The sequence below is a fragment of the Roseibium sp. AWQ4_254 genome (genome assembly GCF_056161025.1).
This window is the reverse complement of record NZ_JBSWYH010000005.1, coordinates 20,403-46,744: the sequence shown is the minus strand read 5'-3', so window position 1 is coordinate 46,744 and position 26,342 is coordinate 20,403. Positions and strand designations below refer to the sequence as shown.

Annotated in this window: 22 protein-coding genes and 1 pseudogene; 10 read left to right on the top strand and 13 right to left on the bottom strand. The window is 60.6% G+C overall.

What is annotated here, in order from left to right:
• Positions 1-136: 136 nt before the first annotated feature.
• On the bottom strand, positions 137-1,045 hold the full coding sequence (locus tag ACXAIC_RS05095) for a LysR family transcriptional regulator (protein WP_475174318.1): 909 nt from the start codon (positions 1,043-1,045) through the stop codon (positions 137-139).
• Positions 1,046-1,394: 349 nt separating this feature from the next.
• Here ACXAIC_RS05095 and ACXAIC_RS05090 point away from each other — a divergent pair, with 349 nt between their 5' ends.
• Positions 1,395-1,724 carry a hypothetical protein gene (locus tag ACXAIC_RS05090; protein ID WP_475174616.1) on the top strand — a complete coding sequence of 110 codons (330 nt, stop codon included), beginning with the start codon at positions 1,395-1,397 and terminating at the stop codon, positions 1,722-1,724.
• A 14-nt stretch (positions 1,725-1,738) separates the two neighbouring features.
• On the opposite strand, the pseudogene ACXAIC_RS05085 reads toward ACXAIC_RS05090, so the two are convergent.
• The 5 genes and pseudogenes from ACXAIC_RS05085 to ACXAIC_RS05065 all read right to left on the bottom strand — a co-directional run.
• A pseudogene (locus ACXAIC_RS05085) lies at positions 1,739-2,614 on the bottom strand (hypothetical protein); the annotation flags it as partial.
• Between the two features lie 15 nt (positions 2,615-2,629).
• Positions 2,630-3,679, bottom strand: coding sequence for a glycosyltransferase family protein (locus ACXAIC_RS05080; RefSeq protein WP_475174316.1), 1,050 nt, complete (start codon positions 3,677-3,679; stop codon positions 2,630-2,632).
• Positions 3,680-3,799: 120 nt separating this feature from the next.
• On the bottom strand, positions 3,800-6,247 hold the full coding sequence (locus tag ACXAIC_RS05075) for a mechanosensitive ion channel family protein (RefSeq protein WP_475174313.1): 2,448 nt from the start codon (positions 6,245-6,247) through the stop codon (positions 3,800-3,802).
• A 274-nt stretch (positions 6,248-6,521) separates the two neighbouring features.
• Complete coding sequence (locus ACXAIC_RS05070; RefSeq protein ID WP_475174311.1) at positions 6,522-7,607, bottom strand: DUF2336 domain-containing protein; 1,086 nt, start codon at positions 7,605-7,607, stop codon at positions 6,522-6,524.
• Between the two features lie 751 nt (positions 7,608-8,358).
• Entirely contained in the window at positions 8,359-11,892 is a 3,534-nt protein-coding gene (locus tag ACXAIC_RS05065) for an indolepyruvate ferredoxin oxidoreductase family protein (protein WP_475174310.1), read from the bottom strand.
• Positions 11,893-12,038: 146 nt separating this feature from the next.
• Here ACXAIC_RS05065 and ACXAIC_RS05060 point away from each other — a divergent pair, with 146 nt between their 5' ends.
• Positions 12,039-12,518, top strand: coding sequence for an Lrp/AsnC family transcriptional regulator (locus ACXAIC_RS05060; RefSeq protein ID WP_475174309.1), 480 nt, complete (start codon positions 12,039-12,041; stop codon positions 12,516-12,518).
• A 32-nt stretch (positions 12,519-12,550) separates the two neighbouring features.
• Here the strand turns inward: ACXAIC_RS05060 and ACXAIC_RS05055 are convergent, their stop codons facing one another.
• The 3 genes from ACXAIC_RS05055 to ACXAIC_RS05045 all read right to left on the bottom strand — a co-directional run bounded on the left by ACXAIC_RS05055 (position 12,551) and on the right by ACXAIC_RS05045 (position 15,108).
• Entirely contained in the window at positions 12,551-13,135 is a 585-nt protein-coding gene (locus tag ACXAIC_RS05055; protein ID WP_475174307.1) for a helix-turn-helix transcriptional regulator, read from the bottom strand.
• Between the two features lie 201 nt (positions 13,136-13,336).
• On the bottom strand, positions 13,337-13,642 hold the full coding sequence (locus ACXAIC_RS05050; protein ID WP_475174305.1) for a PepSY domain-containing protein: 306 nt from the start codon (positions 13,640-13,642) through the stop codon (positions 13,337-13,339).
• Between the two features lie 185 nt (positions 13,643-13,827).
• On the bottom strand, positions 13,828-15,108 hold the full coding sequence (locus ACXAIC_RS05045) for an NAD(P)/FAD-dependent oxidoreductase (RefSeq protein WP_475174303.1): 1,281 nt from the start codon (positions 15,106-15,108) through the stop codon (positions 13,828-13,830).
• A 310-nt stretch (positions 15,109-15,418) separates the two neighbouring features.
• Between ACXAIC_RS05045 and ACXAIC_RS05040 the strand changes: the two genes are divergently transcribed.
• From ACXAIC_RS05040 to ACXAIC_RS05020, 5 genes are all read left to right on the top strand, one after another.
• Positions 15,419-16,384, top strand: coding sequence for a sodium:proton symporter (locus tag ACXAIC_RS05040; RefSeq protein ID WP_475174300.1), 966 nt, complete (start codon positions 15,419-15,421; stop codon positions 16,382-16,384).
• 74 nt (positions 16,385-16,458) lie between these two features.
• On the top strand, positions 16,459-17,229 hold the full coding sequence (locus ACXAIC_RS05035) for a DUF2259 domain-containing protein (protein ID WP_475174297.1): 771 nt from the start codon (positions 16,459-16,461) through the stop codon (positions 17,227-17,229).
• Between the two features lie 169 nt (positions 17,230-17,398).
• Complete coding sequence (rpe, locus tag ACXAIC_RS05030) at positions 17,399-18,067, top strand: ribulose-phosphate 3-epimerase (protein WP_475174296.1); 669 nt, start codon at positions 17,399-17,401, stop codon at positions 18,065-18,067.
• A 167-nt stretch (positions 18,068-18,234) separates the two neighbouring features.
• Entirely contained in the window at positions 18,235-19,851 is a 1,617-nt protein-coding gene (locus tag ACXAIC_RS05025) for an APC family permease (RefSeq protein ID WP_475174600.1), read from the top strand.
• Between the two features lie 141 nt (positions 19,852-19,992).
• A complete protein-coding gene (locus ACXAIC_RS05020) occupies positions 19,993-20,616 on the top strand; it encodes a YitT family protein (protein WP_475174293.1) in 624 nt (207 codons plus the stop codon).
• A 13-nt stretch (positions 20,617-20,629) separates the two neighbouring features.
• Here the strand turns inward: ACXAIC_RS05020 and ACXAIC_RS05015 are convergent, their stop codons facing one another.
• Entirely contained in the window at positions 20,630-21,112 is a 483-nt protein-coding gene (locus tag ACXAIC_RS05015) for an NUDIX hydrolase (protein ID WP_475174291.1), read from the bottom strand.
• A 159-nt stretch (positions 21,113-21,271) separates the two neighbouring features.
• Between ACXAIC_RS05015 and purB the strand changes: the two genes are divergently transcribed.
• The 3 genes from purB to ACXAIC_RS05000 all read left to right on the top strand — a co-directional run bounded on the left by purB (position 21,272) and on the right by ACXAIC_RS05000 (position 24,207).
• Complete coding sequence (gene purB / locus ACXAIC_RS05010) at positions 21,272-22,600, top strand: adenylosuccinate lyase (RefSeq protein ID WP_475174289.1); 1,329 nt, start codon at positions 21,272-21,274, stop codon at positions 22,598-22,600.
• Between the two features lie 271 nt (positions 22,601-22,871).
• Positions 22,872-23,633, top strand: coding sequence for a metallophosphoesterase family protein (locus ACXAIC_RS05005; RefSeq protein WP_475174287.1), 762 nt, complete (start codon positions 22,872-22,874; stop codon positions 23,631-23,633).
• Between the two features lie 19 nt (positions 23,634-23,652).
• Positions 23,653-24,207, top strand: coding sequence for an RBBP9/YdeN family alpha/beta hydrolase (locus ACXAIC_RS05000; protein WP_475174285.1), 555 nt, complete (start codon positions 23,653-23,655; stop codon positions 24,205-24,207).
• A 232-nt stretch (positions 24,208-24,439) separates the two neighbouring features.
• Here ACXAIC_RS05000 and ACXAIC_RS04995 read toward each other — a convergent pair whose 3' ends face one another.
• From ACXAIC_RS04995 to ACXAIC_RS04985, 3 genes are all read right to left on the bottom strand, one after another.
• Positions 24,440-24,658 (bottom strand): hypothetical protein, encoded by a 219-nt coding sequence (locus tag ACXAIC_RS04995; RefSeq protein WP_475174282.1) that lies wholly within the window; start codon positions 24,656-24,658, stop codon positions 24,440-24,442.
• 224 nt (positions 24,659-24,882) lie between these two features.
• Positions 24,883-25,686 (bottom strand): HpcH/HpaI aldolase family protein, encoded by an 804-nt coding sequence (locus ACXAIC_RS04990; protein ID WP_475174281.1) that lies wholly within the window; start codon positions 25,684-25,686, stop codon positions 24,883-24,885.
• Positions 25,687-25,928: 242 nt separating this feature from the next.
• Entirely contained in the window at positions 25,929-26,252 is a 324-nt protein-coding gene (locus tag ACXAIC_RS04985) for a DUF1476 domain-containing protein (RefSeq protein ID WP_475174278.1), read from the bottom strand.
• Between the last annotated feature and the right edge of the window lie 90 nt (positions 26,253-26,342).

Sequence of the window (26,342 nt, the reverse complement as noted above, 5' to 3'; positions counted from 1 at the left end):
CCAGGACCAAGGCAGATGAGGAACGGTGCAGGGCACGGCCGGCGATCAAGGCTTTGCTGCACCGGCGGCGCTGCGGGAACCAGTGTGAAGGGGCAACAGTTCAGCCCGGGCAAAAATAAGAGGCAGGTTCTGAGGCTCAGCCCACAGCGTCTGCACTTTCTTCGCGGAGCCAGTCCAGAAAGGCGCGCGCCAGAGACTTCTGCCGGTTCCGGCCCGTGACGACGGCACCAAAGCCATCCTTGATCGTGTGAAAGCCGAACGGGGCCACCAGACGGCCATCCTGCACTTCCTCTTCAATGATCCGCCGTTCGACCAGCGCAATACCGAAGCCGGCGAGGGCTGCCTCGATCACCAGAAAGGTATGCGGATAGGTCAGCACCGTCTCGCTGATGATCTCCACGCCAGTCCGGCTCCGGTATGCCCCCCAGACATCTCCGGGCAGCTCCTGCACACAGCGGGTCCTTGTGGTCAGCGTGCGGCCATTTACCGTGACATCGAGCCCCGGGGCATGGACAACGCCAAAGGCGACATCTCCCAGGATCTCGATATCCGTGCGTTCATTGAACTCCCAGCGCAGCCGGTCCCAGGTCACCACCAGATCGACGGCGTTGTCAGGCAGCCAGACCTTTCCGGTCATGCGGAAATTGACCTGCGCCTCCGGATGGCGCTGGTAGAACCGGGACAACCGGGGCATCAGCCAGCGCATGGCGAAGGTGGAGCTGATACCGATATCCAGAACGGGAGCCTGCGCCCGCTGGGCCAAATCGCCCCAGACTTTCTCCAGCCCGTCCAAAGCCGGTGTGGCGGCCCCGGCCAGCAAGGCGCCTTCTTCTGTCAGCTTTACCCCCGACCCGGATTTTTCAAACAAGGGCGTGCCTGCCAAATCCGACAATTGCGCAATCTGTTTGCTTACCGCCCCATGGGTGCGCCCCAGTTCCTGGGCTGCAGCGCTCATGGAGCCGAGCCGCACGGTGGCTTCAAAAGCAGGCAGAGCATTGAGCGGCGGCAGTTTTCGCAAGGGCTGGTCAGCTCCGGTTCGGGTCAAGGCACATATCATTTGCCCCGGTTTGGCGCACGTCGCGTTTCATCGGACTTGTGTTCCAATGCCTGAAACCAGAGATTTCAACGCACCAGACAAAACGGGGTCAATCCCGGTCAACGCAACACGTTATAACCTAGGTTACGCGACCCTATCTTGTGAATTTTTCTCACACGAGACAGAAAACTTCTCCTTCGACTTTTGAAAGCCCCCTGGGCATAGTCCTAAAAACCCGGTCACATGAAGGGTTTGAAAGTCCATGACTGCCTCGAAATTTTCAGAAAAGTCGCATCATCTTTCCGATGACAGCACTGTTTTGCAGTTTCCCATGCCTCGCATCGAAACCGGAGCGCCCGTGAAATCAGTTCCACATGCTCACAGTGTTAACCTGCTGAGCTTTGCAGCAGCCCTTTGGGCTGACTGGAGAGACCGGCTGCGTTTTGAAAGAGAGCGGGCCCGCTTTCTGACCTATGAACCTGACAGTGTTTTGCAGGATCTCGGGATTTCACGGGAGGATCTGGCGCGGTGCCGCTACAGGAAATCCGCCGCGCGACCGGTCCGCTCCGCTGAGGTGATCCTGCTTGAGCGCCGCCCGGGGGACCAGAGTGCCCCAGGTAACGCGGCCCATGCCACCGCCTCGATCAAGACCGCACCCGGCGCTAATCCCCGCCACCGGCTCGGCTAACACATGCTGCAACCTCAGTCAGACACTGCCAGCATGTGATCAAAATTTCCGTCCCGGACGCAGGCCGGCAGCGTACCCAGATCCACCAGCACGGTTCCGGTCAATTCGCGCTCATAAAGCTGGCGGATGTCGCTGGTGTCGACGGTCTGACCGTGGACAACGGAGGCCAGTTTGGTCTGGAAGGCCTCCAGCCCGCCCATGGAGGAAAAGTGCCAGCCGGCATCCTTGACGATCCGGACCGGACGGCTGATGCCGGACAGGCTGTTGTTGCGGAACCGGAGCAAAGGCTGCGTTAAAACGCCGGGAATATAGGTCTTTTTAGTCATCCGCGCCTTGGTCCGGCGCAGCTGCTGCGGTGTTGTCAGGTATTTGTACTCAAGCAGGCGCGAACCGAGCAGCCAGGTCTTGCCGGGCACGACCCTATTGAGATGGTGCTTGTGCAGGCTTTGCTCAAACACCAGCAACCGGCCCTTGTAGAGCTGCCGGTCCAGAACCTCCTTCAACACCGGCGCGCGGACAATCTCATCCACATCCGAGAGCAGGATCAGGTCGCTGCCGGAACTGTCTTCCAGGGCTCTGGCAATGCAATTGCGCTGGTAATTCTCCCGCTCCCAGTCCTTTTTCCGCCGGGTCTTGTAAACCCCGAGCGCAGGCGGCAGCTCTTCGGGAAAGCGGATCTGAAGGTCAATGATCTTGTCGGCCCAGGGGGCAAACCGCTCCCGGTTTTCATCGAAATAGAAAGGTTTGGCCGTGCCCCGCTGGGTCTGGTCCGCCTCCACCAGTACGAACCGGTCAACGAGATCAACCAGCTCCCGAAGGCGGATCTCCAGAAGATCAAACTCGTTGTGAAAGACAAAACAGTCGTAAATCATGGTCTTCGTCCGTTCCGGGCCGTGCCACCCCTCTTAAAGGCTTTTCCAGAGCCTGAAGCGGGCCCGCATGAGCTTTTCTTCCACAAAGCGCCTTGCTTTGAAGCTGCTGGAGAGGCTGAGATCATCCGCGCAGTAATCCCCTGACAGGAACGCAGCCTCGAAGCGCTTCATGACGGCTTCAGGCCTGAACCCGGCCACAGCGCCTCTGGCCAGATCCGCATCCCCCTGATCCGTTTGATACTGGGTCAGAAGACGTGTCAGGCCACGCTTTGTCCGGTATATCCAGTCCCGCTTCGGGGTCATCTGAACATGGTTCTGATCCATGCCCCCTGCCCAGCTGAACACCGGCTTGCCGAATTGCAGGAACTCGGCAATTGCGAGACCGAAGCTCTCGCCGATTTTCTTGGCATTGAGCCCCGCATTGCAACTGGCAATGAACCGGGCCTTGTCCTGCGCCCCGACAACCGGGGGCAGGAACAGCGCCCTTGGGTGGTCGAGGAACTTCTCGGTGTTCACGAAGAGAAAATAAAGATCGGAGCGCTTGTCCAGCGCCTCTTTCACAGCCTCAAGCGCAAAGGGAAGATTGAACTGGTCAAAGCCCCCATAGCGCCCCACGACAAAAGCATCGGCCGGAATGCCGAGTTCCGGCCGTAAGCTGCCCTGCGCCTCCGGCAGATCCACGATATGCGGCACAGCAGGCGCCTTGCCCCCGGTCATCCAGTCCGACAGCCAGTCGGACACATAGGCATAGACATCCCCATGGGGCTCAAAATGCCGGAACACCGCATGAATTCCGGTCCGGTCCGCGCAGATATTCAGCGGCCGGACCCGGCCGTCGCGGATGAAATAGCAAAAATCCAGCTTGTGCGGTTCGCTGGCCGCTTCCCCGCCCTGGCCGGGCGCAACGGGAATAAGAGTGAGCGAGGCCTTGAATTTTTCGACCACTGCCGGATCGCTGCCCGCCTCGGAATAGTAGACAAAGGCCTCGTGACCGAGATGGGTCTGCACCCCAAGCGCATAGTCATAGAGCGCAACGCTCATTCCGCGCTCGTTGATCGCCCCTGCCTGAAATCCAATCCGCATTCCGGTCCCGTTTTCTTCTTGTGCCGGGACCGTTATCGGATTTCAGGCGGAAGGTCCACGGAAATGCGCGCGCCGTTTCAAACAGGCGCCCGTCCGCAGCTTTGCCCCAGAAGATCAAGCTCAGACCGGGCCATCCCCCGCCCCGCCATTGGCCTCGTCCGGGTCGAAGACACCGGCCGCCCCGCCTGCCGCAGCGGATTGAACGGCCGCCTTAACGGCAGCTCTGGCGGTTTCGGATGACATTCCGCCTGCCGCAGGCTCCGGTGCGTCTCCGTCCCCCTCCGCATCGGCCACCCGCACCGTGACCTGACGGTGGGCGAATTTGATGCCGTTCTGCTCAAACATATCCCGCAGGCCTGCATAGACGATCTTGCGCAATTCAAACTGCTTGCCGGGCTTTGTGGTGAATTTCACCCGGGCAATCATGGCAGAATCTTCCATGGACATGATGCCCTGGGACTTAAGCGGTGCCAGGAACATCGGCCCGTAATACTCATCTTCAAGCAGTTCCTTGCCGAAATTCTTGATCAGCTTGCGCATCTTCTCCACATCCGTGTCATAGGTGACCCGGAAGGCAAGCTTCATCACCGCCCAGTCCCGGGAGAAATTCTCCACCTGCTGGATTTCCCCAAATGGCACGGTCGTCAGCGCGCCCCGGTGATGGCGCAGCTGCATGGACCGGATCGAGATTTTCTCCACCACGCCCTTGGCGCTGCCGATATCGATATATTCCCCTTTCCGGAAGGCATCATCGAGCAGATAAAAGGCGCCGGAAAAGATATCCCGGATCAGGGTCTGCGCCCCAAACCCAACCGCAAGCCCAACAACACCAGCCCCGGCAAAGAGCGGTGCGATATTCACTCCGAGTTCCGACAGCACCACCATGGAGCCAATGACGACAATGGTGATCAAAAGGAAGTTGCGGAAAATCGGCAGCAAGGTCGCAATCCGGCTTTCTCCGGTCCCGCCCACTTCAACTTCTTCGTCCTGCTCCGCCGGGCTTTCCTTGGCAATCTGCCGGTCAATGACGATCTTGACCGACTCGTAAGCCATATAGCCAAGGAATGTCACCAGCAGCACCTCTACAAAGGAGCCGATCAGGGTGCCGCTGCCCGCAAGCGGCACACCCCACCAGGACGCCAGAAGGTCAATCGAGCCGAAGAACACGATGATCCCGGCGCCCCTGTCGAACAGATCCCGGAATGGCGAGCGCTGCGCCTCCCGGTCAGCCGCCTCCGCGCGGGCCTGGGCGAGTGCAGCTTCCGGGTCATCACTGGTGCCACCGCTGTCTTCCGCCCACTGAATGTCCTCTGCGATCTTTGCCTGTTGCTCTGCCGTATCAAGACGCGGCAGCAACACCTTGTCGATCAGCAGGATCAAGGTGCCATAGGCAATTGCCGCCAGCAGCATCACCTCCAGCGGCGCCGCGACCAGACCCGTGGCATCTGGCAAGTCCAGAAGAATGCGGACGGCGGAAATGCCCCAGGCCAGAACGAAATAGAGAACCGCAATGAAATGCCAGAGATTGGCCAGCAGCTTGCGCCAGGCTGACGCCTTGCCCTCTACGCGCCCCCGGATCAGCCGGGCGATCAGTTTGCGGTAGACGACCGAGATCCCGATCAGAATGACCATGGTCAGGCCCGACGCTGCGATCAGCGCGATCTTGTGGGCATCCTGCGACAGGCCGAGCCGGTCCATCCACACACAGAAGCCAACCGTGACCAGCGAAACAGCTCCGCCGCCCAGCAGCGCCCGGTAGAGGCTTTTCGCCTCCGCGCCGGAAAGGTTCAAAAGCCGGTGGCTGTCCGCGTCTGGGGCCAGCAGATTGAGAAATATGATGCGCAGCACCAGAAACGCGGAGAGGACGCCGAGCACGACAAGCGCGGTCTGGTTCGCTGCCTTCAGCCCGCTTCCGGCCAGCAGATAGACAAGCACGGCAACAGCAAAGAACAGCGCCACGGACACGATCATCAAAAGCGCCCGGAAATAGAGATAGATGATCTTGTCGGAGCGGGTATAGACATCGCTCTTGTACATGCCCGCAAACTGGCGCCGCCCCCAGCGGGCCAGCAGGATCATGGCCAGAAAGCCGAAAATCACGCCCGCGGCAATGTCCAGAAGTGTTGCCGGGATCCAGCCAAAGCCCTGGTCTTCCCCTTGCACGAGCAAGGTCGTCAGCATGGTTTCATGGATGACCGGGATTTCTTTCACGATGTCCCGGAACACGTCCCGCGCGGCAACCGCCTTGTTCACGAATGCATCAGCATCCTGCAACAGGCTGCGGCTGTCTTCCGAGACCGGGTCCGCCTGCGGGGACGCGGTGTCCTTGCCCGCTTCTGTCTGGGGTCCCGCCGCCGTATCACTGTCTTTGCCCTCTTGTTTCTCCCCGACCTGACCGCTGGCCGCACCTGTTACGATACTTGTCAGACCTTGCGCCTGGACCGGCAGTTGCAAGCCCGCGCCCCCGAGCAGCAGCGCCAAAGCCAGTCCCAGCAAAAGGACAACCCGTGGAGCAGGTTTGGTGCCCAGACCTATTTGCTTGATCGAAAGAAAAAAAGAAACCTGCATATCCGCCCCGTTTGCCCCGTCACCTGTGCCGGAACTGCACTTAATACACCTTGCCTTTAAGCACGGTTCGGTCGCGTTTTGAAGAAAACGGACAAGAAAAAATCCTTAGGGCAATTTATAAGGTGTCCCCGGACACAAGACAGAGGTCTGGCTTCACCGCAGCGTGCTGCGGGCCAGAACCAGGCTCGGGAGTGGCCGCTTAAAGAAGATCAGGTTAAACGAAAGAACCCCGGCACAAGGCCGGGGCTCGATCAAAGTCTATCGGAGCAGCGCGTCAGCCGACAACCCTCTTGTCCCAATGGGCCATCCTGCGTTTGGCTTCGCCAACGGTCAGGCGGCCGAAAAGAGCCATCGCTTCACTGCGGGCTTCCGGGGTAAGCCGGTGGCGCCAGGGACCGATGGACAACAGGGCGCTGACGGAAATCGACGAGAACCCGGACGCCTTGGCCAGAACAATAAAGGTGTCCGTGTTCGGGCTCACCATGCAGTGGCTGAGGTCGATAACCTCTCCCCCCACCATATAGGCGAAGGTGGCCACGGCCTCGGCAAAGCGGTCTTCGGAGGCAAACCGGCGCAGGGCGGCCTCGTTGACCATGCCGCGTTTGGCCAGCAACTGAACCCGGGCCTCGCCCTTTTCGAAATCATAACGTCCAAGCCAATACTGGTTGGACATGTGCTGTGCGGCAATGTCAGCCGCCTCGCCCAGCCGCTCGGCTTCTTCTCCCCGGCCAGCCTCTTGAAGCTTCTTGCGCACTTCGTCGCTTGCGATTGCAACGAGGCTTGAAATATGAGCTTCGGCCAGATCATCGCGATCACTCAGGAAGGTCTGCAGGGTCGCATCGGACGCAGCGTCATTGATGAGGGTCTTCAAAGACGCGTCCGACAAGCTTGCCCCTTCGTTGCTTGCCACCTTGCGCTTGACCGTCAGGTCGCCCCGCTGAACCAGAACGTCGGTGACGGTTTCAGACAGCTCTTCGCGCTGCGCAATGGCAAAACAGTGGGAATTCCCGCGCTTCTCGGCAATCTTGACGAGATCCTCGTCGCTCAGAACGCTGGAGCGCATGAGAACCGGTTCCGCCACTTCAATGTCGTCATCGGCTAGTCGGCGGATCGTGTCTTTCGGCCCCCGCCGCAGTCCCGCCATCTGATCGGACACATAGCGGCGGACTTCCGCTTCCACCATATCGACCAGGCGGAACAGAACCGAATCGTAGATCCCGACCTGCTCGTCCGAGCACCGCTCCGACGTCAGAGCGAACAAGGTGGCCACATGCCGGGCCAGTTCTGCCTTTCGGGCGCTTCCAGCTTCACCGGTAAGCTCTGAAAAGTTTACCAGTTCTGTTTTCAACGCTTCTGTCATTCTTAGATACCAGTTCTCACGGGTGGTGCCTTTGCCAGGCGCTCGCAGAAAAATGGAGCCGAGATTTAAAAAAGAACCGAAGAGGATTGCTGGAAATGTAATCGTGTTTGTTCAAAATTTATGGAAAATTCTAAATGCATCCGAATGACCCGGCTCAAGATCCTGTTTCATTGAATTATTTTTTGGTTCCACCAGCTCTGCCCCTGCGATCGCACAGAGGAAAAAAACTGTAAATCCGATTGAATTTTTTTTCGAACCTCACAGGAAGCCGCAACGTCAATTTCCAAAGCTGATCAGGGATTTGCACCAACCTCACCAAACAAGACCCACCGAAAGCCACGCCATGAAAGCGTGCCGCCGTGTCGCGCGTCGATAGTGTCCTTGGACGAGGCCCCACATTGGCCTGCGACACGCTCCTTGCTGAACGCTCTCCTCTCCCGATCGAATAGGGTCTTCTTGGGTGAGATTGGTCCAACGCCTGCAAAGATAACGCGTTCCAGTTTAGGGCTCTTCTCGCAGATGGACTCACCTGCTTTGACTGCACAGCCCCGCACTCTGCGGAGCCTTGCGGTGCGGATCAGACCAGAGGCAGGTCGCCGCAAAAGAAGGAAAGAAAGAACTTTTATCGAAGGTTACTTTGCCAAACTTGCAGCTTCTCTATGGGCAGACCGGCCAGGCATCCGAAAACCGGCGCAACCTGCGCCGGTGTCCTGCCCCCCCTCTTGAAGAGGACCGGGCGTTCCGGCCTTACTTATTCCGCCGCTTCCAGATAGACGGCCGTATCGGCATCGCTGTCGCCACCGCCTGTGCCGGACCGGCTGAGCTGATCCCAGAGGCCCTGGCGTTTTTCCGCCGCCTTTTTCATATTGGCCTCCTTGACCGGTCCAAAACCGCGCACCAGGTCCGGCACCCGGGCCAATTCGACCAGGAGCCCGTATTTGCTGCCCGGAAGGCGTTTGACGATCTCGGCAACATCGGCAGTATACTGGACCAGAAGCGCCCGCTCGGCCCGGCGTTCCGCCGTACGCCCGAACGGATCTGCCCAGGAGCCACGCAGTCCCTTGGCCTTCGCAAGCAGCTTGAACACCCGGAAGACCCAAGGCCCAAAGGCGATTTTCTCCGGGCGGCCTGTCTTGGCATCCTTGCGATGGGCCAGGAAAGGAGGCGCCAGATAAACCCGGACCTTCCTGGGATCTTCGAACCGTTCAGAGATTTTTGCGGCAAAGGACGGGTCTGAATACAGGCGCGCCACCTCATATTCATCCTTATAGGCCATGACCTTGAACAGCATGTCTGCAATTGTCCGGGTCAGCCGCATCGTGCCGGGACCATGGGCCTCGTCCGCACGTTTCACCTTGGCCACCAGATCCTGATAGGCCCCCGCATAAGCCGAATCCTGATAGGCGGCAAGTTCCTCCGCATTCAGCGCGATTTTTTCGTCCAGACTGTAGGTCTTTTGCGGTGCCTCGGACGGCAGCGCCGACAGCAGTTTTCCGGCATCGGCCGCCAGAACCCGCCCGGCACGGAACGCCTTGATGTTGCTGGCAACAGCCGCTCCGTTCAACTCCAGTGCCGTCTCGACCGCCTCGGCAGACATTGGCAAGGCACCGCTCTGATAGGCCATGCCGACCAGCAACATGTTTGCGAAAATGGCATCCCCCAGAAGCTTTTCGGCAATCTCCACCGCATTGACGGGCAGATAGGCGCCGGAGGCTTCCCGCAGCGCCGTGTCCATGCGCTTTTCGTCAAAGGAAAGGGTCTGCTTCAGGACGAATTCGGCCGTCGGCGCAACCTTCGTGTTGGCAACCGTCAGCGTATGCCCCCGCCGGGCCAAGGCCAGCTGATCCGCATTGGTGGCCACCACCATGTCGCTTGCGATCAGAAGGTCGAGACTCGCCGTCGGCACACGCGGCCCTTCAATGGAGCGGTCCCCCGCAGCAAAGCGCACATGGGAGGTCACAGGTCCACCCTTCTGGGCAAGACCGGTCATGTCCAGGGTCGAGGCCTGTTTGCCATCCACATGGGCCGCCATGGCCAGAACCGCGCTGATCGTGGTCACGCCCATACCGCCGATCCCGGCAATCAGGGCATTGCGGGTTTCGGCAAGGCTGGCAAGCTCTGGCTGTGGCAACCCCGCCACCAGCGCATCAATATCAACCTCCGCCTTTTTCGGCTTGCGCAAGGCCGCTCCGTCAATCTCCACAAAGGACGGGCAGAACCCCTTGATGCAGGAAAAATCCTTGTTGCAGCTCGACTGGTTGATCACGCGCTTCTCGCCAAAGGGCGTCGGCAGCGGCTCAACGGACAAGCAATTGGATTGCACGGAACAGTCGCCGCAGCCCTCACAGACCCGGTCATTGATGAACAGCCGCTTGTCCGGATCCGGGAACTGACCGCGCTTGCGGCGGCGGCGCTTTTCCGCCGCACAGGTCTGATCAAACACGATCACCGAGACACCGTTGAACGACTGCAGCTCCCGCTGCACATCCATCAGTTCGTCCCGGTGGTGCACCTTGGTGCCTGGCGCCAGCGGGCTCCAGGAACCGTAACTTTCCGGTGTCTCCGCCACAACGGCAATGCGCTCAACCCCTTCGGCCTCAAGCTGACGGGTGATCTGAGGCACGGTGAGCTGGCCGTCAACCTTCTGCCCACCGGTCATGGCCACTGCGTCATTGTAGAGGATCTTGTAGGTGATCGGTACTTTGGAGGCGAGCGCCTGACGGATAGCCAGAATGCCGGAATGGAAATAAGTGCCGTCACCCACATTTGCGAAAACATGGCTGTCGCCGGAAAAGGGCTGCTGTCCGACCCACAGAACGCCCTCGCCGCCCATGGCGATCTGGCCTTCCGTGGTCCGGCCCGCCAATTCCGTCATGGCATGGCAGCCGATCCCCGGCAGGGATCGGGCGCCGGACGGCGTCATGGTGGAGGTGGAATGCGGGCAGCCAGAGCAGAAATAGGGAATGCGGGCGGCCCGCTCCGCGTGGCCCTGGGCCCACATGACCTGCTTTGTCATCCGGTTGGCCACATCGGCCATGTCGTCCGAGACAAGATCCTTCGGCAACCAGCCGATCAGGCCCTTGATCAGTTCGGCCACCGACAGCTCCAGCACATCCGACAGGAAGACTTCCCCGTCCGGGCGCCGCTTGCCCCAGATTTCCGGCCGGCTCATCTCCGGCCAGTGATAGGAGATTTCCTTGATCTGCGGCTCCATGAAGGCCCGCTTGTGCTCGACCACCAGAAGCCGTTCGGCTCCGCGCGCGAAGTCGCGCAAGCCCAGCGGTTCCAGCGGCCAGGTCATGGCCACCTTGTAGACGGCCAGTCCCAAGGCCTTCGCCCGGTCTTCAGAAATGCCCATCAGGCTCAGGGCCTGAAGCAAATCCCGATAGGCCTTGCCGGACGCAACGATGCCGAGCTTGACCTGTCCACGGGTTCCGAAAGCGACCCGGTCGAGGCCATTGGTGCGCACATAATTCTGCGCCGCCGGTATGCGCAGATCGCGCACCAGCCGCTCGGTTTCCAGCCGGTTGCCCAGAAGCAGATCCCGGTTCTGCCGGTAATCCTTGCGCGGATCGCCTTCCAGCGGGCGGACCAGACGCAGACGGTCCGGGGAAATGTTGATGGTCGCGGAGGCATCCATCGTATCGGCCACACAGATCAGGGCACTCCACAGGCTGGTGAAGCGGGACATTTCCAGCCCATGCAGGCCGTAATCCAGAACTTCTTGAATATCCGCCGGATTGAGCACCGGAATTTCGGCGTGCTGGAAGAAAAACTCGCTCTGGGCGGGCAGAATGGAAGATTTTGCCAGATGGTCATCGCCTGCAAGCGCCAGTACGCCGCCATTGCGGTCCGTGCCTGACGCGTTGGCCTGGCGCAGCACATCCCCGGCCCGGTCGACCCCCGGCGCCTTGCCATACCAGATGCCGAAGACACCATCATATGCCGTGTCCCGGCCCGTGCCACCTTCCCCGCGCAGCTTCTGGCTGCCCCAGACCGCTGTAGCGCCCAGTTCCTCGTTCACACCCGGTTTAAAAACGATTTCGGACGGGCCCAGATGCCGGGAAGCCCGCATGAGTTCCGTGTCATAGCCCGCCAGCGGCGAGCCACGGTAGCCGGAAATGAACCCGCCGGTTTTGAGCCCGGCCTGTCTGTCCAGCCGGGCCCGGTCCAGGGCCACACGGACAAGGGCCTGTATGCCTGTCAGATAGACCTGCCCATCGGTTGCGACATATTTGTCCTCCAAAGTCACGGGCTGGCTCTTCGCGGGCATGTGAACGTTCATGCGGCTCCCTCCTGAAACGTCATTCCTGACGGCCGCGCCTCCGGGCAACCGTTCTTTGGATAAATATCATCCTTTTCACAGGCAATTTCTGTGCTATCGTCACGGCCAATACCCTTCCAGCCGCATAAAATTTCTCAAAACCGCCCATGACCGAAAAAAATCTCCTCGACCCGTCAGACATTCGAGTTCTTCGAGTCTTGCAGCGAGACGCGTCCTTGTCCATTGCCGAAGTTGCCAAGGAGGCCGGAATGAGCCAGACGCCCTGTTGGCGGCGAATCAAACGGCTCAAGGAACAGGGCATAATCCGGCAGATTACAGCCATTATCGACCGGGAATCCGTCGGTCTCGGCTTTGTTGCCTATTCCTTTGTAAAACTGGCTGTGCCCAGCCGGGAAAACATGGAAACTTTCGACAAGCTCGTCCATCACTGGCCGGAAGTGGTCACCTGCGAACGCATCACCGGTGCGGTCGACTACCTGATCAAGGTGGTGACCGATGACATCAAGACCTATGATAATTTCCTCCGCCTGAAGCTGCTGGACAATACGCTCGTCTCCGACGTCCAGTCCCGGATCGTGGTCAATACGGTCAAGGATACGGTTGCCCTGCCTTTGCGGGAAAGCTGACAGATAGGTCCGTCACACAGGCCGGGGGCGCATCAGGCAGGACTGAGCGCGTCTGGCCGGTCCGCCCGGCCGTTGCCGGAAGCCCCGCCTGGGCCTGACTGACCGCTTCCGGCCCCCTCCAGAACACCCCCATGCAGCAGCTCGTCAATGAACAGGGACAAGAGCTGCGGCCGCCCGCTCACCCCGGCTTTGCGGTAGATAGCGTTGCACTGGGCCTTGACCGTACCGTCCGCCGTTTTGCGAATCCCGGCAATCTCCGCAATGGAAAACCCTTTGAGGCAGAGCATGGCAACGTCGCATTCCGACGGGGTGAGCGCCCAGGTTTCAAAATGCTCTTCCAGCATGCCGGCAAAGGCGCCGGACGCAATCCGGACCTGACTTTCAAGGCGCTTTTGCCGCCCCATCACCCGGCGGACCTGAAAGGCCGACGCGGCCAGGCTGACGACCAGCACGGCCAAAACCAGATTCTCAATCAGGTCATTGTCCAGAACCGGAGCCGGGCGACCTCCCAGAAACAGATCGGAGGCTTCTTCACTGACAAGAAACAGGACACAAAGGGCCTGCAGCCCGACCAGCAGCCAGGGCAAGGCAACGTTCCGGCGCAAAAAGGCAGGCATGGTATCTCCTCTGCATGGCCAGTCATGGCCTGCGTCATAATCCGTGTCTTCATCCGGGCCGTGATCCGACTCAGAGCCCCTCAGAATTGGTACATGGTTTTTGGGGAAAGGCGAGCCCGCCCTGCCCGGACCAGGGCACCCCGGCCGGCGGGACCGCAGCAGATCACGGGAGATCCGGCCAGGGCAGGCTCAGGTCAGATGTCAGTCGCGGTCTTTTTCATTCTCATCTGCGGTCTCCAGCTCCATTTCCAGAACCTGACCGGTTGAGGCATCCACGACCACTTCCATCTCCTGGCCATTCAGCGTGACCTCAGCCTCCAGTTCGCCGTCTTCGGCTTCAATGTCCTGGACCTGGTAGCCTTGCGCGGTCAAGGCGGCGCGGATTTCGTCTTCCGTAGTGCCGAGCCTGTCGCCCAGAGAGACGGCGGCCGCCGCCACGCCCATACTTGCCAGCAGGCCGGAGACGGAAAAGAAGGTGATGGCGGAAGAGGTAAACGGTGTTTTCATCGGAAAGTCATCCTTTGCTTGAAGGTCAGATCACAGCACCGGCTGAAGCACCGGCTGGCTCTGATCTGGCCCCGCAAAGGTCCGTCCTGCCATAGCTCAAAGGCTTATAAACCCGGCCTTGAACGAAAGTTTAGGCCGCTCCTCTGGGGGTTTAGTGCAGGTTTATGCCATTGGGCCCGGCCGGGTCAGCAGGCGCTTTTGAACACGAACCGGACCGGAGCGACGGCGCTCATATCCAGCAGCGGCGCCTTGCCCACGATCTGCTCCGCCAGCAGGCGGCCCAGGACCGGCGCCAGGGTGAAGCCGTCATTGCCATGGGCGGTGTTGAGCCAAAGACCGCGTATCGTTGGGCAGGACCCGCAGAGCGGTAGAGAATCCGGCAGGCAGAGCCGGGTGCCCAGCCAGGGGGTCTGCTGCAGCGGATCGCCGAGGGGAAAGAGATCATCGGCCCGCCGCCGGGCCTGTTTCAGTACGGCCGGATTTGCTGGGGCGTCCCGCTCTGCCAGTTCAAAACCGGTGCTCAGGCGGATGCCCATTTCGGTCGGCGTCAGGGCAAATCCGTGATCGGCATCCACCACAGGCCGGGACAAGGTGCCCCCGGTCCGGGGCTGAAAATGCATGTGATAGCCGCGCAGCATGGCAAAGGGATAGGTGACACCCAGACGCTGAAGCAGATCCGGCGACCACGCCCCCAGCGCCACCACCGTTTCCGCCCCGAAGACAAGCCCGCGCTCGCTTTCCAGAACCCAGCCGCCTCCCTGCCGCTGCAAGGTCAGGGCATCTCCCCGGATGGAGCTGCCGCCTTCCTGAACAAAACTGCGCCATAGCGCATCGGTGACCGCACCCGGATCGGAAACTGAACAGCTCTGTGGCCAGTAAACCCCCTTGCGGTCAGACGCCGTCAGCCCCGGCTCCAGCGCATGAATGCCATCCGCTGTAAGTTCGTCATAGGGAACGCCAAACACCCGCGCATAATGACGCTCGATCTCATCCTGTATCCAGGATGCCTTGCCACGGAACAGATGCAGCCAGCCGCCTTTGCGATAGTAGCGGTGGGCATTGGTCGTCTCTGCCAGGGCCTGATGCTCTTCCACAGCAAGCGCCCTGAGCGGCGCGACCGCCCGTGAATATGCCTCCAGCCCGTTGTCCTTGCCCGCTTCCCGATAGGCTTTCAGCCAGTCCTTGTGCCGGTAGAGTGCTGGAAGGTCTGCAGATGCCGCACAGGACTGGCCACTCAGGCTGGTCAACACCTGCAAGGGGCGGCTCGGGAGCGGCGGCGGGGCGAAACCATTGCCCTTCACGATCCCGGCATGGCCAAACGAGGCCTCCTGCCCGGGATGTTTACGGTCGATCAGGGCCACGTTCACACCCAAGCGGCGCAAGTGCAGAGCAGCCGCCACGCCAGCAATACCGGCGCCCAGCACAAGAATATCGAAGGATCTCAGCGGACCGTTGAGTATTTTCATCACTTTGCCAGGCACCGGCCGGAGGCAACTGTCCAGATGGTACCGGTCTTCTTGTTCTTGCCAGCCCGCCTCGTCCTGCTTCACGTTGCGGTTCCAGAAGATTAGTTCAATGCGTACGCTAATTCCAAAATTTCGGCTGCCACCATTCGGTTTGCGCCCTGAAAGTCTGCGTTATCCCCTGTATTATCACCTTGCCCGTCCCCGCCGGCGCCCGCACCGCATGGCCCCGCATGCGCCAGAAGCCGCGCTGCTTGCCCAAAGCGCGCTTTTGCCGCATCACTCTTGAACCTCAGACCAGAAAGCCGACTTCATGATTCGACACCTTGGCGCAGGACTGGCCTTTACAGGGCGCCACGGAACGGCGGCCTTGGCCGTCAGCCTGTTTATCGGCATCGCTTTGCCGGCCCTGTCCGCCTATCTGCGCCCCTATCTGGCGCTGGCCGTCTTCAGCCTTTTGACCCTTGCCTTCCTGAAAGTGGATCTTGCGGCTGTCAAACAGCGGGTGAAACGGCCCGGCCTTCTGCTGGCTGCGCTGGCCTGGATGATGCTGGGCGCCCCACTTCTGGCTTTGCTCCTGATCAGATCCCTGGATCTTGCCCCCGGAAGCCCGGATATTGTTCTGGCCCTCTTTATTTCAACGGCTGCCCCGCCGGTGATGGCCTCCCCCGCCTTTATCTATCTGCTGGGGCTGGACGGCACCTTGAGTCTGACCCTCTCGGTCGCCGCCCTGATCGCGACACCGCTCACGGCCCCGTTCATCGGCAGCCTGATGCTTGGCCCGTCCCTGCCGCTCAGCGTCAGCGGGCTCGCCGCGCAGCTCTCCGTGCTCCTGGCCGGGGCCTTTCTCACCGCAGCCCTGATCCGCAAGCTGGCAGGCGCTGCCAGGCTTCAGCGCAGCGCCGACCATATTGGCGGGCTCAATGTGCTGCTGCTGTTGATTTTCGCGATCGCCGCCATGGACGGGGTGGCGGCCAGTTTCTGGTCAAAACCGCTCTTCACCCTGGCCGTCACCGCCCTCACCTTCTGCCTGGCCATTGTTCAGATCGCCCTGTCGCTCGCCCTGTTTTCGCCCGCGACGCGGGAAGATGCCTATGCCATTGCCCATACTTGCGGCACCCGCAATATGGGGCTGATGGTCGCCGCCTTTGGCGGCACAATCCCGGAATTTACCTGGCTCTGGTTCGCCGTCGGGCAGTTCCCGATCTATCTTCTTCCCATGTTGATGAGACCTTTTGTGCGGATCTACTGCCGGCAAAACGCCAAATCTGTGATGTAGACGGGTCTTGCAGTTAGTGTCTTCCGGCTAGTCTTCCTGCAAAGGCCCAACGGCCCTGACAAGAGGAGACGGATATGCCTGCAGATTTCACCCCTTTGAACCGGATCGCACACGCGGGTCTGAATGGCCTGGCCGGTGCTGTTCTTCTGGTGCTGTCGTCCCTTGCCGCGGCGGCCGGAGACACTGCCGGGGTCAGGGTTCTGGGGTTCAATGCGACCGGCACCTTTTTCGCCTTTGAGCAATACGGCATTCAGGACGGCTCCGGCTTTCCCTATTCGGAGATTTTTGTTCTCGATGTGATCGGGGACAGCTGGGTGAAGCCGTCCCCGTTCCGCCGCCGGGACATGATCGACGACAGTCTGGGATATGATCCCGAGGCTCTGCTCAAGGCCGCCCGTGCCGCCAATCTTGAGACGGCCCAGGGGCTGCTGGCAGCAAAGGCTATCTCCGGAAAAGGCAAGACCGTGGCCCACAATCCGCCCTCCGAACTCAGCTCCCTGCCACACAACATGACGGTTGCCCCGCGTTTTCCGCAGCTGCCCGGGGACACGCCCATGGAACTGACCCTTGCCGAATATCCGCTGAAAAATGCGGAGTGCGCCGGATATGGCGCTGCGGTGAAAGGTTTCCGGCTGACCTTGCAACAGGGCGGCACCCAGCGGCTGCTCAATCAGGACACAAGCGTGCCCGCCAGCCGCCGCTGTCCGCTCTCCTACCGGATTGACCGGATCATCACCCACTATCCGGCGGAAGCTCCGCCGGTTTTTGCCATCCTGATCCAGGTTGAAAGCCTGGGCTTTGAAGGACCGGACCACCGTTACCTGGCCATTACCGGGCGGCTGTAACCTCTGTCCGCACACAGGAGTGCGCCGCTCGGGCGCGCAAATGGAATTGCCACAGGAAAAAGGATTTGAATCGGCCCGCCGCCCGTGGTAGCCGCGCTGACACATTCAGAACGGCCGGTTCAGGACCTTTTCGGCCTTGCCCGGCCCGCCCAGCTTCCGGGAGCCAGACATGCCGCGTGACCTCAAAATCGCCCCGTCCATCCTTGCATCGGACTTTTCCAAACTCGGCCAGGAAGTTCGGGATGTGGTCACTGCTGGCGCCGACTGGATCCATCTGGACGTGATGGACGGCCATTTTGTGCCCAACATCACTTTCGGCCCGGATGTGATCGCCAAGTTGCGGCCCCACACGGACCGCATCTTCGACACCCATTTGATGATTGAGCCGGTGGATCCCTATCTGGAAGCCTTCGCCAAGGCCGGGTCCGACATCATCACCATCCACGCGGAAGCCACCCCCCATCTCGACCGCTCCTTGCAGGCAATCCGGGACCTGGGCAAGAAGGCGGGCGTCTCGCTCAATCCCTCGACCCCTGAAACCGTGATCGAATATGTTCTGGACCGGCTGGACCTCATTCTGGTCATGACCGTCAATCCGGGCTTTGGCGGCCAGAAATTCATTGCGTCCCAGGTGGAGAAAACACGGCGTCTGCGGCAGATGATCGGCGACCGGCCGATTGATCTGGAAATCGATGGCGGCGTGACGCCAGACACCGCCCCCCTTGTCGCCGCAGCCGGAGCCAACGTGCTCGTGGCCGGATCCGCCGTCTTCAAGGGCGGTTCGGTGGACAGCTATGCGGGCAATATATCCGCGATCCGACAGGCCGCCAGCACCTGACGCAAGCAGCCGGAAGACACGTCCAGACAGCGGTGCGGCGGAGAGGAGCACTGCCCCCTTCCCACACCCGCCTGATCAGGTGTCCAACAGCTCTTCCCTAAAGGAAATCCAATCAGGTAAGCTTCCCGGCAAGACCGTTCAGGATCCGGGGGGTTATCTTGGCACATATGCAACGCAGCATCGGGCTGCTGGGCCTGACCTTTGTCGCCATCAGCGGCATTTTGGGCTCCGGCTGGCTGTTTGCGCCACTTCTGGCCGCTCAGGCCGCAGGCCCGTCTGCGCTGCTTGCCTGGGTCATCGGCGGGGTTGCCATGCTGCTGCTGGCAGCCACTTTTGCGGAAATCGCCGCCATCCTGCCGGTTGCCGGCGGCATTGGCCGGGTGCCGCATTTCTCCCATGGCTCGGTCGTGTCCATGACCATGGGCTGGACCGCATGGATCGGCTACAACACGACCGCGACCATCGAGGTCGAGGCGGTGCTGCGCTATTCGAGAAGCCTAGCCCCATGGCTCTATGGCGCGGACGGGCACCTGTCGGCCGGGGGGCTTGGGGTTGCCTGTCTCCTGCTGCTGGTGTTTACGGTGCTCAACGCCTTCGGTGTGCGCTTCTTCGCCCGGCTCAATACGGCCCTCACCTGGGTGAAGATCATCGTACCCGCCCTGCTGGCCTCCGTCATCCTGAGCTCGGACTTCCGCTTCGGGAATTTCAGCGATTATGGCGGTTTTGCCCCTGAAGGGCTCAAAGGCATTCTCTCTGCCATTTCCACCGGCGGCGTCATCTTTGCCCTGATCGGGTTCCGCCATGTGATCGACATGGCTGGAGAAGCTCGCAACCCGAAAGTCAATGTGCCGCTCGCCTTGATCCTGAGCCTGGTGATCTGCCTGCTGATCTATGGCGGTCTGCAACTTGCCTTTCTCGGTGCCCTGGACCAGGCGGACCTGTCAAGAGGCTGGGCGTCTTTGCATTTTTCCGGAGATCTGGGGCCCATGGCCTCCCTTGCAACGGCGGTTGGAGCGCTCTGGATCGTCAGCATCCTGGACACAAGCGCCCGGATTTCCAGTTTCGCCTCCGGCCTTGTCTCCGTCGGCTCCAATGCCCGTCTGGGTCTGGCCATGGCACAGAACGGGCTGTTTCCCAAATTCATGGAAACCTTGTCAGAGCGGGGCGTGCCGCTGTTCGCCCTTCTGGTGAATTTCGCAGTCGCTGCCCTTTTCTTCGTGCTGCTGCCGTTTCGCGAGGTGCTGGCACTCAACACCTCATCCATCGTGCTGTCCTTCGTGGTTGGACCGGTTGCGGTCCTGGCCTTCCGCCGGCTGCTGCCCGATGTGCCCCGGGCTTTCACACTTCCAGCCGCCCCCGTCACAGGCTGCCTTGCGTTTGTGGTCGCCAGTCTGATCATCTATTGGAGTGGCTGGAGCACCATGCTGCATCTGGGCATCTGCCTCGCCCTCGGCCTGGGTCTTATGTTGATCCGCAATGCCCAGGGCGGCTTTGACCGGCTCGACTGGCGGGAATCTGCCTGGCTGGTGCCCTATCTGGCCGGACTTGTGCTCCTGTCCTATCTGGGGGGCTTTGGCGGCGGCACCGGCCTTTTGCCCCTCGGGCCTGATATTGTTGCCGTCAGCCTGCTGGCGGCCGGGATCTATTGTCTGGCCAACCGGCTCAGCCTGCCGCAGGACAAGTTCGATCTTTATATGGCTGAAGAAAGACAGGACGAGGCTGAAGAATATGGGGCACCGGAGGAGATTTCTCAGGATGGCCTGCCGCTACGGCCTGACGTGTAAAGACCACTCCCGTTCCGCCTCGACTCCGTGAAAGATGCCGTTTTTTTAAGCGCGTTAGCCACGCAATGGGGCTGGCATTGCAGCGCACAATTTTCTAATTTTGGCTTCCTAAACTGCTGCGAAGTCAGAGAAACCCCGAACATGCCAGCCCTCACCGCTCCGGATCTCGCCCCTCAAAAACACAGCGCTGCCGATGATGTGCAGGGACTGGCCTTCGGTGTCTTCACCTGTGCCCTGGGCATTGTCTTCCTGTCCCATCTGGGCTTTCTGACCGGCCAGACCGCAGGTCTCGCCCTGCTGATTTCCTATGTGACCGGCACTCCGTTCGGGATTGTTTTCTTTCTTGTGAACCTGCCTTTCTACTGGTTCACCTATAAACGCATGGGACTGGCCTTCACGCTCAAGTCAGCCGTATGTGTCACCGCTCTTTCCCTCTGCGTGGAGCTGCTGAAAAACTATATTGTCTTTGAGCATCTTGATCCGCTGACCGGCACGCTGGCCTTTGGGGCCCTCTCAGGTGTCGGCATCCTGGCCATCATCCGCCACGGTGGCAGCCTTGGCGGCGTCGGCGCCATGGCCGTGGTGTTTCAGGAGGCGTTTGGACTGAAGGCCGGATATGTGCAGCAAGCCGTCGATTTTCTGATCTTCGCCGCCGCCCTGGTTTTCTTTCCCTTTTCCATCGTCGCCTGGTCCGTCTTCGGCTCCCTCGTGTTGAATGCCATCATCACGATCAACCACCGCCGCGACCGTTATATTGCGACCTGATACCGGGGACCCTTCAGCTGTAGATCCGGCTTGGCCTCATAGCCACGTCTCTTGAAGACAGTTTTTCGGCAAGACCTGCGGGATAAAGCTCCAGGTGTTTGGCCGCCAGTTCCTCGAGCGTGACCCATTTGGCCGTGCCGTCCGTTTCATCGCTCTCTTCAAAGACGAAGCTGTCTTTTTTATAGAAGCTGTTGTCGGTGAAATGCGCATGGCACAGGAAGACGATCTCGTGGCCGGAAACGCCGTGATGCTCATAAAGATTTTCCATCACGAAATACGTGTCCAGAAGCGTGATGCGGGTTCCGAGTTCTTCCAGAAACTCCCGCTGCAACGTGTCCCGCCAGGGCTCGCCGAACTCCACCGTGCCACCAAGGGGGCGCATGCCTTTCACCCGGCCAGCGTCATCATAGACCTCCGACAGCAGCAGCGCATCGTCCTGCCAGATCAGGGCCAGCGCCTTGACCCGGATCGTGTCTGCGGGGCGCCAAGTCTGCATGAAGATCTCCAATGGTCTGTCTGATGAGCCGCAACAGGCCCCAAAATTCACCGGCACGGGCCACATCGCAAGCAAAATCATGGCCGCCCACATTGAAGGCCACGCGCCCCTCTGCTATTCCGCAGCCAGAAACACCCTTAAAAAGAGGTTCTGTCCGCGATGATCCCGCGCTATTCCCGTCCCGACATGGTGTCCATCTGGTCCCCGGAATCCAAATTCCGCATCTGGTTCGAGATCGAGGCCCATGCCTGCGATGCGCTGGCCGAACTCGGTGTCATCCCCAAGGAGGCAGCGGCCACCATCTGGGAAAAGGGCGGCAAGGCCACGTTCGACATTGACCGGATCGACGAGATTGAGCGCGAGACCAAACATGACGTCATCGCCTTCCTGACCCATCTGGCCGAAATTGTCGGGCCCGACGCCCGGTTTGTCCACCAGGGCATGACCTCGTCCGATGTTCTGGACACCTGTTTCAACGTTCAGCTGGTCAAGGCCACCGACCTGCTTCTGGCCGATCTGGACGCGCTTCTCGCAGCCCTGGAACGGCGTGCCATGGAGCACAAGGACACGGTGTGCATTGGCCGCTCCCACGGCATTCATGCCGAGCCGGTCACCTTCGGCCTGAAGATGGCCGAGGCCTATGCGGAATTCGACCGTTGCAAGACCCGTCTTCTGGCTGCCCGCGAAGAAATTGCCACCTGTGCCATTTCCGGCGCGGTCGGCACCTTCGCCAATATCGACCCACGCGTGGAAGAGCACGTGGCCGAGGCCATGGGCCTGACCGCAGAGCCGGTCTCCACCCAGGTGATCCCGCGGGACCGCCACGCCATGTATTTTGCAACCCTCGGCGTGATTGCCTCGTCGATCGAGCGGGTCGCCACAGAGGTCCGCCACTTGCAGCGCACCGAAGTGCTGGAAGCCGAAGAGTTCTTCTCCAAGGGGCAGAAGGGCTCGTCCGCCATGCCCCACAAGCGCAACCCGGTGCTCACCGAAAACCTCACCGGTCTTGCCCGGATCGTTCGGGGTTACGCGGTTCCGGCCATGGAAAATGTCGCCCTGTGGCACGAACGCGACATTTCCCACTCCTCTGTGGAGCGCATGATCGGCCCGGACGCGACCGTCACCCTGGACTTCGCCCTGGCCCGGCTGACCGGTGTCATCGACAAGCTGATGGTCTATCCGGAACGGATGATCGGCAATATGGACCGGCTGGGCGGCCTCGTGCATTCCCAGCGCATCCTGCTTGCGCTCACCCAAGCAGGTTCGTCCCGCGAAGACGCCTACCGTCTGGTCCAGCGCAACGCCATGAAAGTCTGGGACAGCTATCAGGTGGCAGGCTCGGCCTCCGTCGACTTCCAGACGGAACTGCTGAACGATGAAGATGTGCGCAAATATCTGTCTGAAGAGGATATCCGCGACCGGTTCGACCTCGGCTACCACACCAAGAATGTCGATGTTATCTTCAAGCGGGTCTTCGGCAAAAGCTGAATCAGCACCGGCCGGGACTGACACCGGGCCTCCGGCAAAAGTCCGCCCTTTCGATGCGAAGCGCGGATTGCGCTGTCGCCCCCTTGGCGGCGGGCATGGCGGCCATCTCCCGCAAAGAACTGTCCCGGCCCCGCGCCGGGACCTTTTGCGAGCGCGGCAAAAAAGCCCGGTCCCGGGGCAACAGCGGGGCAGCTTTCAAAAAAGCTGGCCGTCTGGTTTTGACAAACCCGGGTCCACCTTGATTTAAAGGCGCCTTTGGCGGGAGATCTTCATGAAAATCGCTGTTCTGTCTGACATTCACGGCAATGTTCTGGCTCTGGAAGCCGTGCTGGCCGACTTGAAACAGGAAGCCCCCGATGTGGTTGTCAATCTGGGCGACTGCGTGTCCGGCCCGCTCTGGCCGGAAGAGACGGCAGCGATCCTTCGCGAAAGCAACTGGCCTACGGTGCGCGGCAATCATGACCGGTTCGTGATTGAGGATCCGATCGAAAAAATGGGCCCGACCGATGCCTTTGCCACCGAACGGCTGTCCGCGCTCAGCCTGGATTGGCTGAAGACGACCCGGCCCACCATCCGCCTGAGCGACGAGATCTTCCTGTGCCACGGCACGCCGGATGATGACGACCGCTACCTGACGGAGAAAGTGGAAGGCCCCAAGGGGCACCTGCCCGATGAGGACACGCTGCTGGCCGCCCTGAAAGGGGAAACAGCCCCCATCATCTGCTGCGGCCACACCCATATTCCCCGCCTGATCCACCTTCACGCCAGCGGACAGACCCTGCTCAACCCGGGCAGCGTCGGGCTGCCCTCCTATGAGGACGATCATCCCAACCGGCACAAGATGGAGGCTGGCAGCCCCCATGCCCGCTATGCTGTGATGACCCGCTCAGAAAACCACTCGGGGGGCCGCTGGAACTTTCAGGAAAAGTGCCTGACCTATGACTGGGATACCGCCAGCGCCGAGGCAGAGAAAAACGGCCGCCAGGGCTGGGCCCGCGCCCTGAAACACGGCTTTTACGGCCCGCTTTCCTAAGTATGAGCAAGGCACCCTGATGAAGATTTCAGACACCGATATTCTCCTGATCCCCGGCTATGGAAAGACCCTGCCAGGCCATTGGCTGCTGCGCTGGCGCGACAAGATGCCGACGGCCCGGGTGGTCAAACAGGCCGAGTTGCACACGCCCTCCAAGAAGGAATGGCTGGACACGCTTGTGCGCGAGATTGAAGCCGCAGAACGCCCGGTGGTTCTGGTAGCCCATTCCCTGGGCTGCATTCTGGTCGCCCATGGCGCCCATGCCTTGAAAGGCAAGGTCAAGGGCGCCTATCTGGTTGCCCCGTCCGACTGGGACCGGGACGGGCTCGTGCCGGAGTTTGACGGCGGTGATTTCCGCCCCATTCCCCACGATCCCCTGCCCTTCCCCGCCCATCTGGTCGCCAGCCGGAATGATCCTTACTGCGGCTATGAGAGGGCCGAAGCGTTCTCAAAAGCCTGGGGCACAACCTTTCAGGATGCGGGCGAAGCCGGTCACATCAATCTGGAAAGCGGACATGGGCCCTGGCCGGAGGGCCTGATGTCCTTTGCCCATTTCATGAAACGGCTCGGCTAGAGCCTCGTGCGATCAGTCTGCACCATTTGATGCTGGACAGCAGATCCTTCGGCAAGGCGCTTCGCGCAGCGGGATGCGGTGTATCGGGCAAGCGACGCAACGCTTGCCGATGGGCTGCTTTCCATCACCCGAGGGGCCGGTCTGCTTTGCCCGCTGAGATCATTGGATCGCGCATGTGCTGGGAAACACCAAGGCGCGCGATCCGCCTCCTCAGCAGACAAAGCAAATCCGGTCAATGTTGCGCCGACGGCTTGGAACCCATCAGGGCCCCTATGCGCATGGCAACAACAAAACTGACCGGAATGGCAACAAGCGCTCCAGCAGCCGCGCTGCCCACTAGCAGCAACGGATTGAAATCCGACACCCCGAAAATACTTAAGGGCAAAAGCGCACCGGCTCCGGCCAAAGTGGGTCCAACAATAATGAAGAGAATAAGCGCCAGCTTCCACATGGGTGTCTCCCTGGTGAGGAAAACGGCGGTTTTCCGTCCGAAACCAGCACATCACGCAGGGTTTCAAAACCGTCGCAAACAGAATAATTTAGTATTTGCGAATTTTTGAATTTATATGCATTGTCTCAAATCAAGCCCAGACTTGCGGGAAAACAGGCAACGCCACAAGGCAGTTGCCTGCAAAGCCAGCACGCCTTGCCCCTGTTTATGCCCAGCTCAGTTGATCAATGTCCGGCCCGATCCCGATCACCTTTGAGCGCTGCCTTGACCTCTTGAAGGGCCTGCCGGGCGGAATGGTCCAGCATGACAGTGTCGATGCCGTAAGACATCAGCCGGTAGCCCTGGGCAATGGCGTCTCCCACCTTGTCCGGAGAGAGACAGAAAATGCCCGCCAGCTTGCCTGCCGCGCACGTCTTTTGCGCAATTTGCGCGCAGATCTGGGCGGTCTCTTCCCCATTGGGATCAAGCGCACTGCCGCTGGACAGCGAAAGGGAAAGATCGCTCGGACCGACAAAGATCCCGTCCAGCTCCTTCACCGACAGGATGTCGTCCAGCGCCTCGACCGCCTCCTGGGTCTCGATCATGGCAAAGGCAAGGGTCTGGGCATTCGCCTTTTGCAGATAGGTGTCGCTGGTCTGGCCGGACAACATGGCGGCCCGGTAGGGCGACCAGCTGCGGGTGCCGTCCGGCGGGTATTTTACCGCACGGGCAAAGGCTTGTGCCTCCGGCCTGGAATTGATCATCGGCGCGATCAGGGCTTCGGCGCCCATATCCGCCAGCCGCCCGGCCAGCGCATTGTCCCCCACCGGGATCCGCACCAGCCGGTGCGCCCCGCCGAGTGCGGTCAGCGCAAAGGCTGTGACCGCCGCGTCGAAATCCAGCATGCCATGTTGCAAATCAAGCGTAACCGCCTCATAGCCCGCCCGAGCCAAAAGTTCCGGCACCATCGGCGCCGACAACAGGCACCACCCGGTGATCACCGGGTGTCCGGCCTTCAATTTCTCGGCCAAGCATTTTGTCTCTGTCACGTTATTCTCCTCCGCTTTCTACCAGTCCATCCGATTCTTGGCGGAGGCTGCAAGCCTTCCGGTCCGGCAAACAGACCCCCGATCGGTTTACCGCAGCCCCCAATACAAATCTCTCAGTCCCGGGAGGACGAAGAGTGTCCGTTTTGGAAAAGCCCCCCATCTCCCCCCCCAAACCAAAAAAAACGCCCGCCGGGTCCGGCGGGCGCTTCTGAAATCGTTCAGGCGTGGGACCCTCCAGCGGATCAACCTTCGCTTTGAAGCTGCTCCACGGCGGTTGCCATCAGCTCTTCCATGGTGCGGCGGATCTGGTGGTCGGACTGCTCGACATTGGCCGCGTCGAAGTCGCCGCGGATCTTGCGGAACACATCTTCATCGCCCGGCTCTTCAAAGTCGGCACGGACCACTTCCTTGGCATATTCTTCGGCCTTGTCGCCTTCATGGCCCAGGAAGCCGGCAGCCCACAGGCCCAGCAGCTTGTTGCGGCGCGCGGTCGCCTTGAACCGCAGCTCCTCGTCATGCGCGAACTTGTTTTCAAATCCCTGTTCGCGCTTGTCGAATGTGCTCATACTCTCGTCTCCCGAACTGCGTTCTTGCACTGCTCCCCATATGGGGTGCCTTTGGCCTCTTGCATATCCCCGCAAGGGCAGCAAATCAAC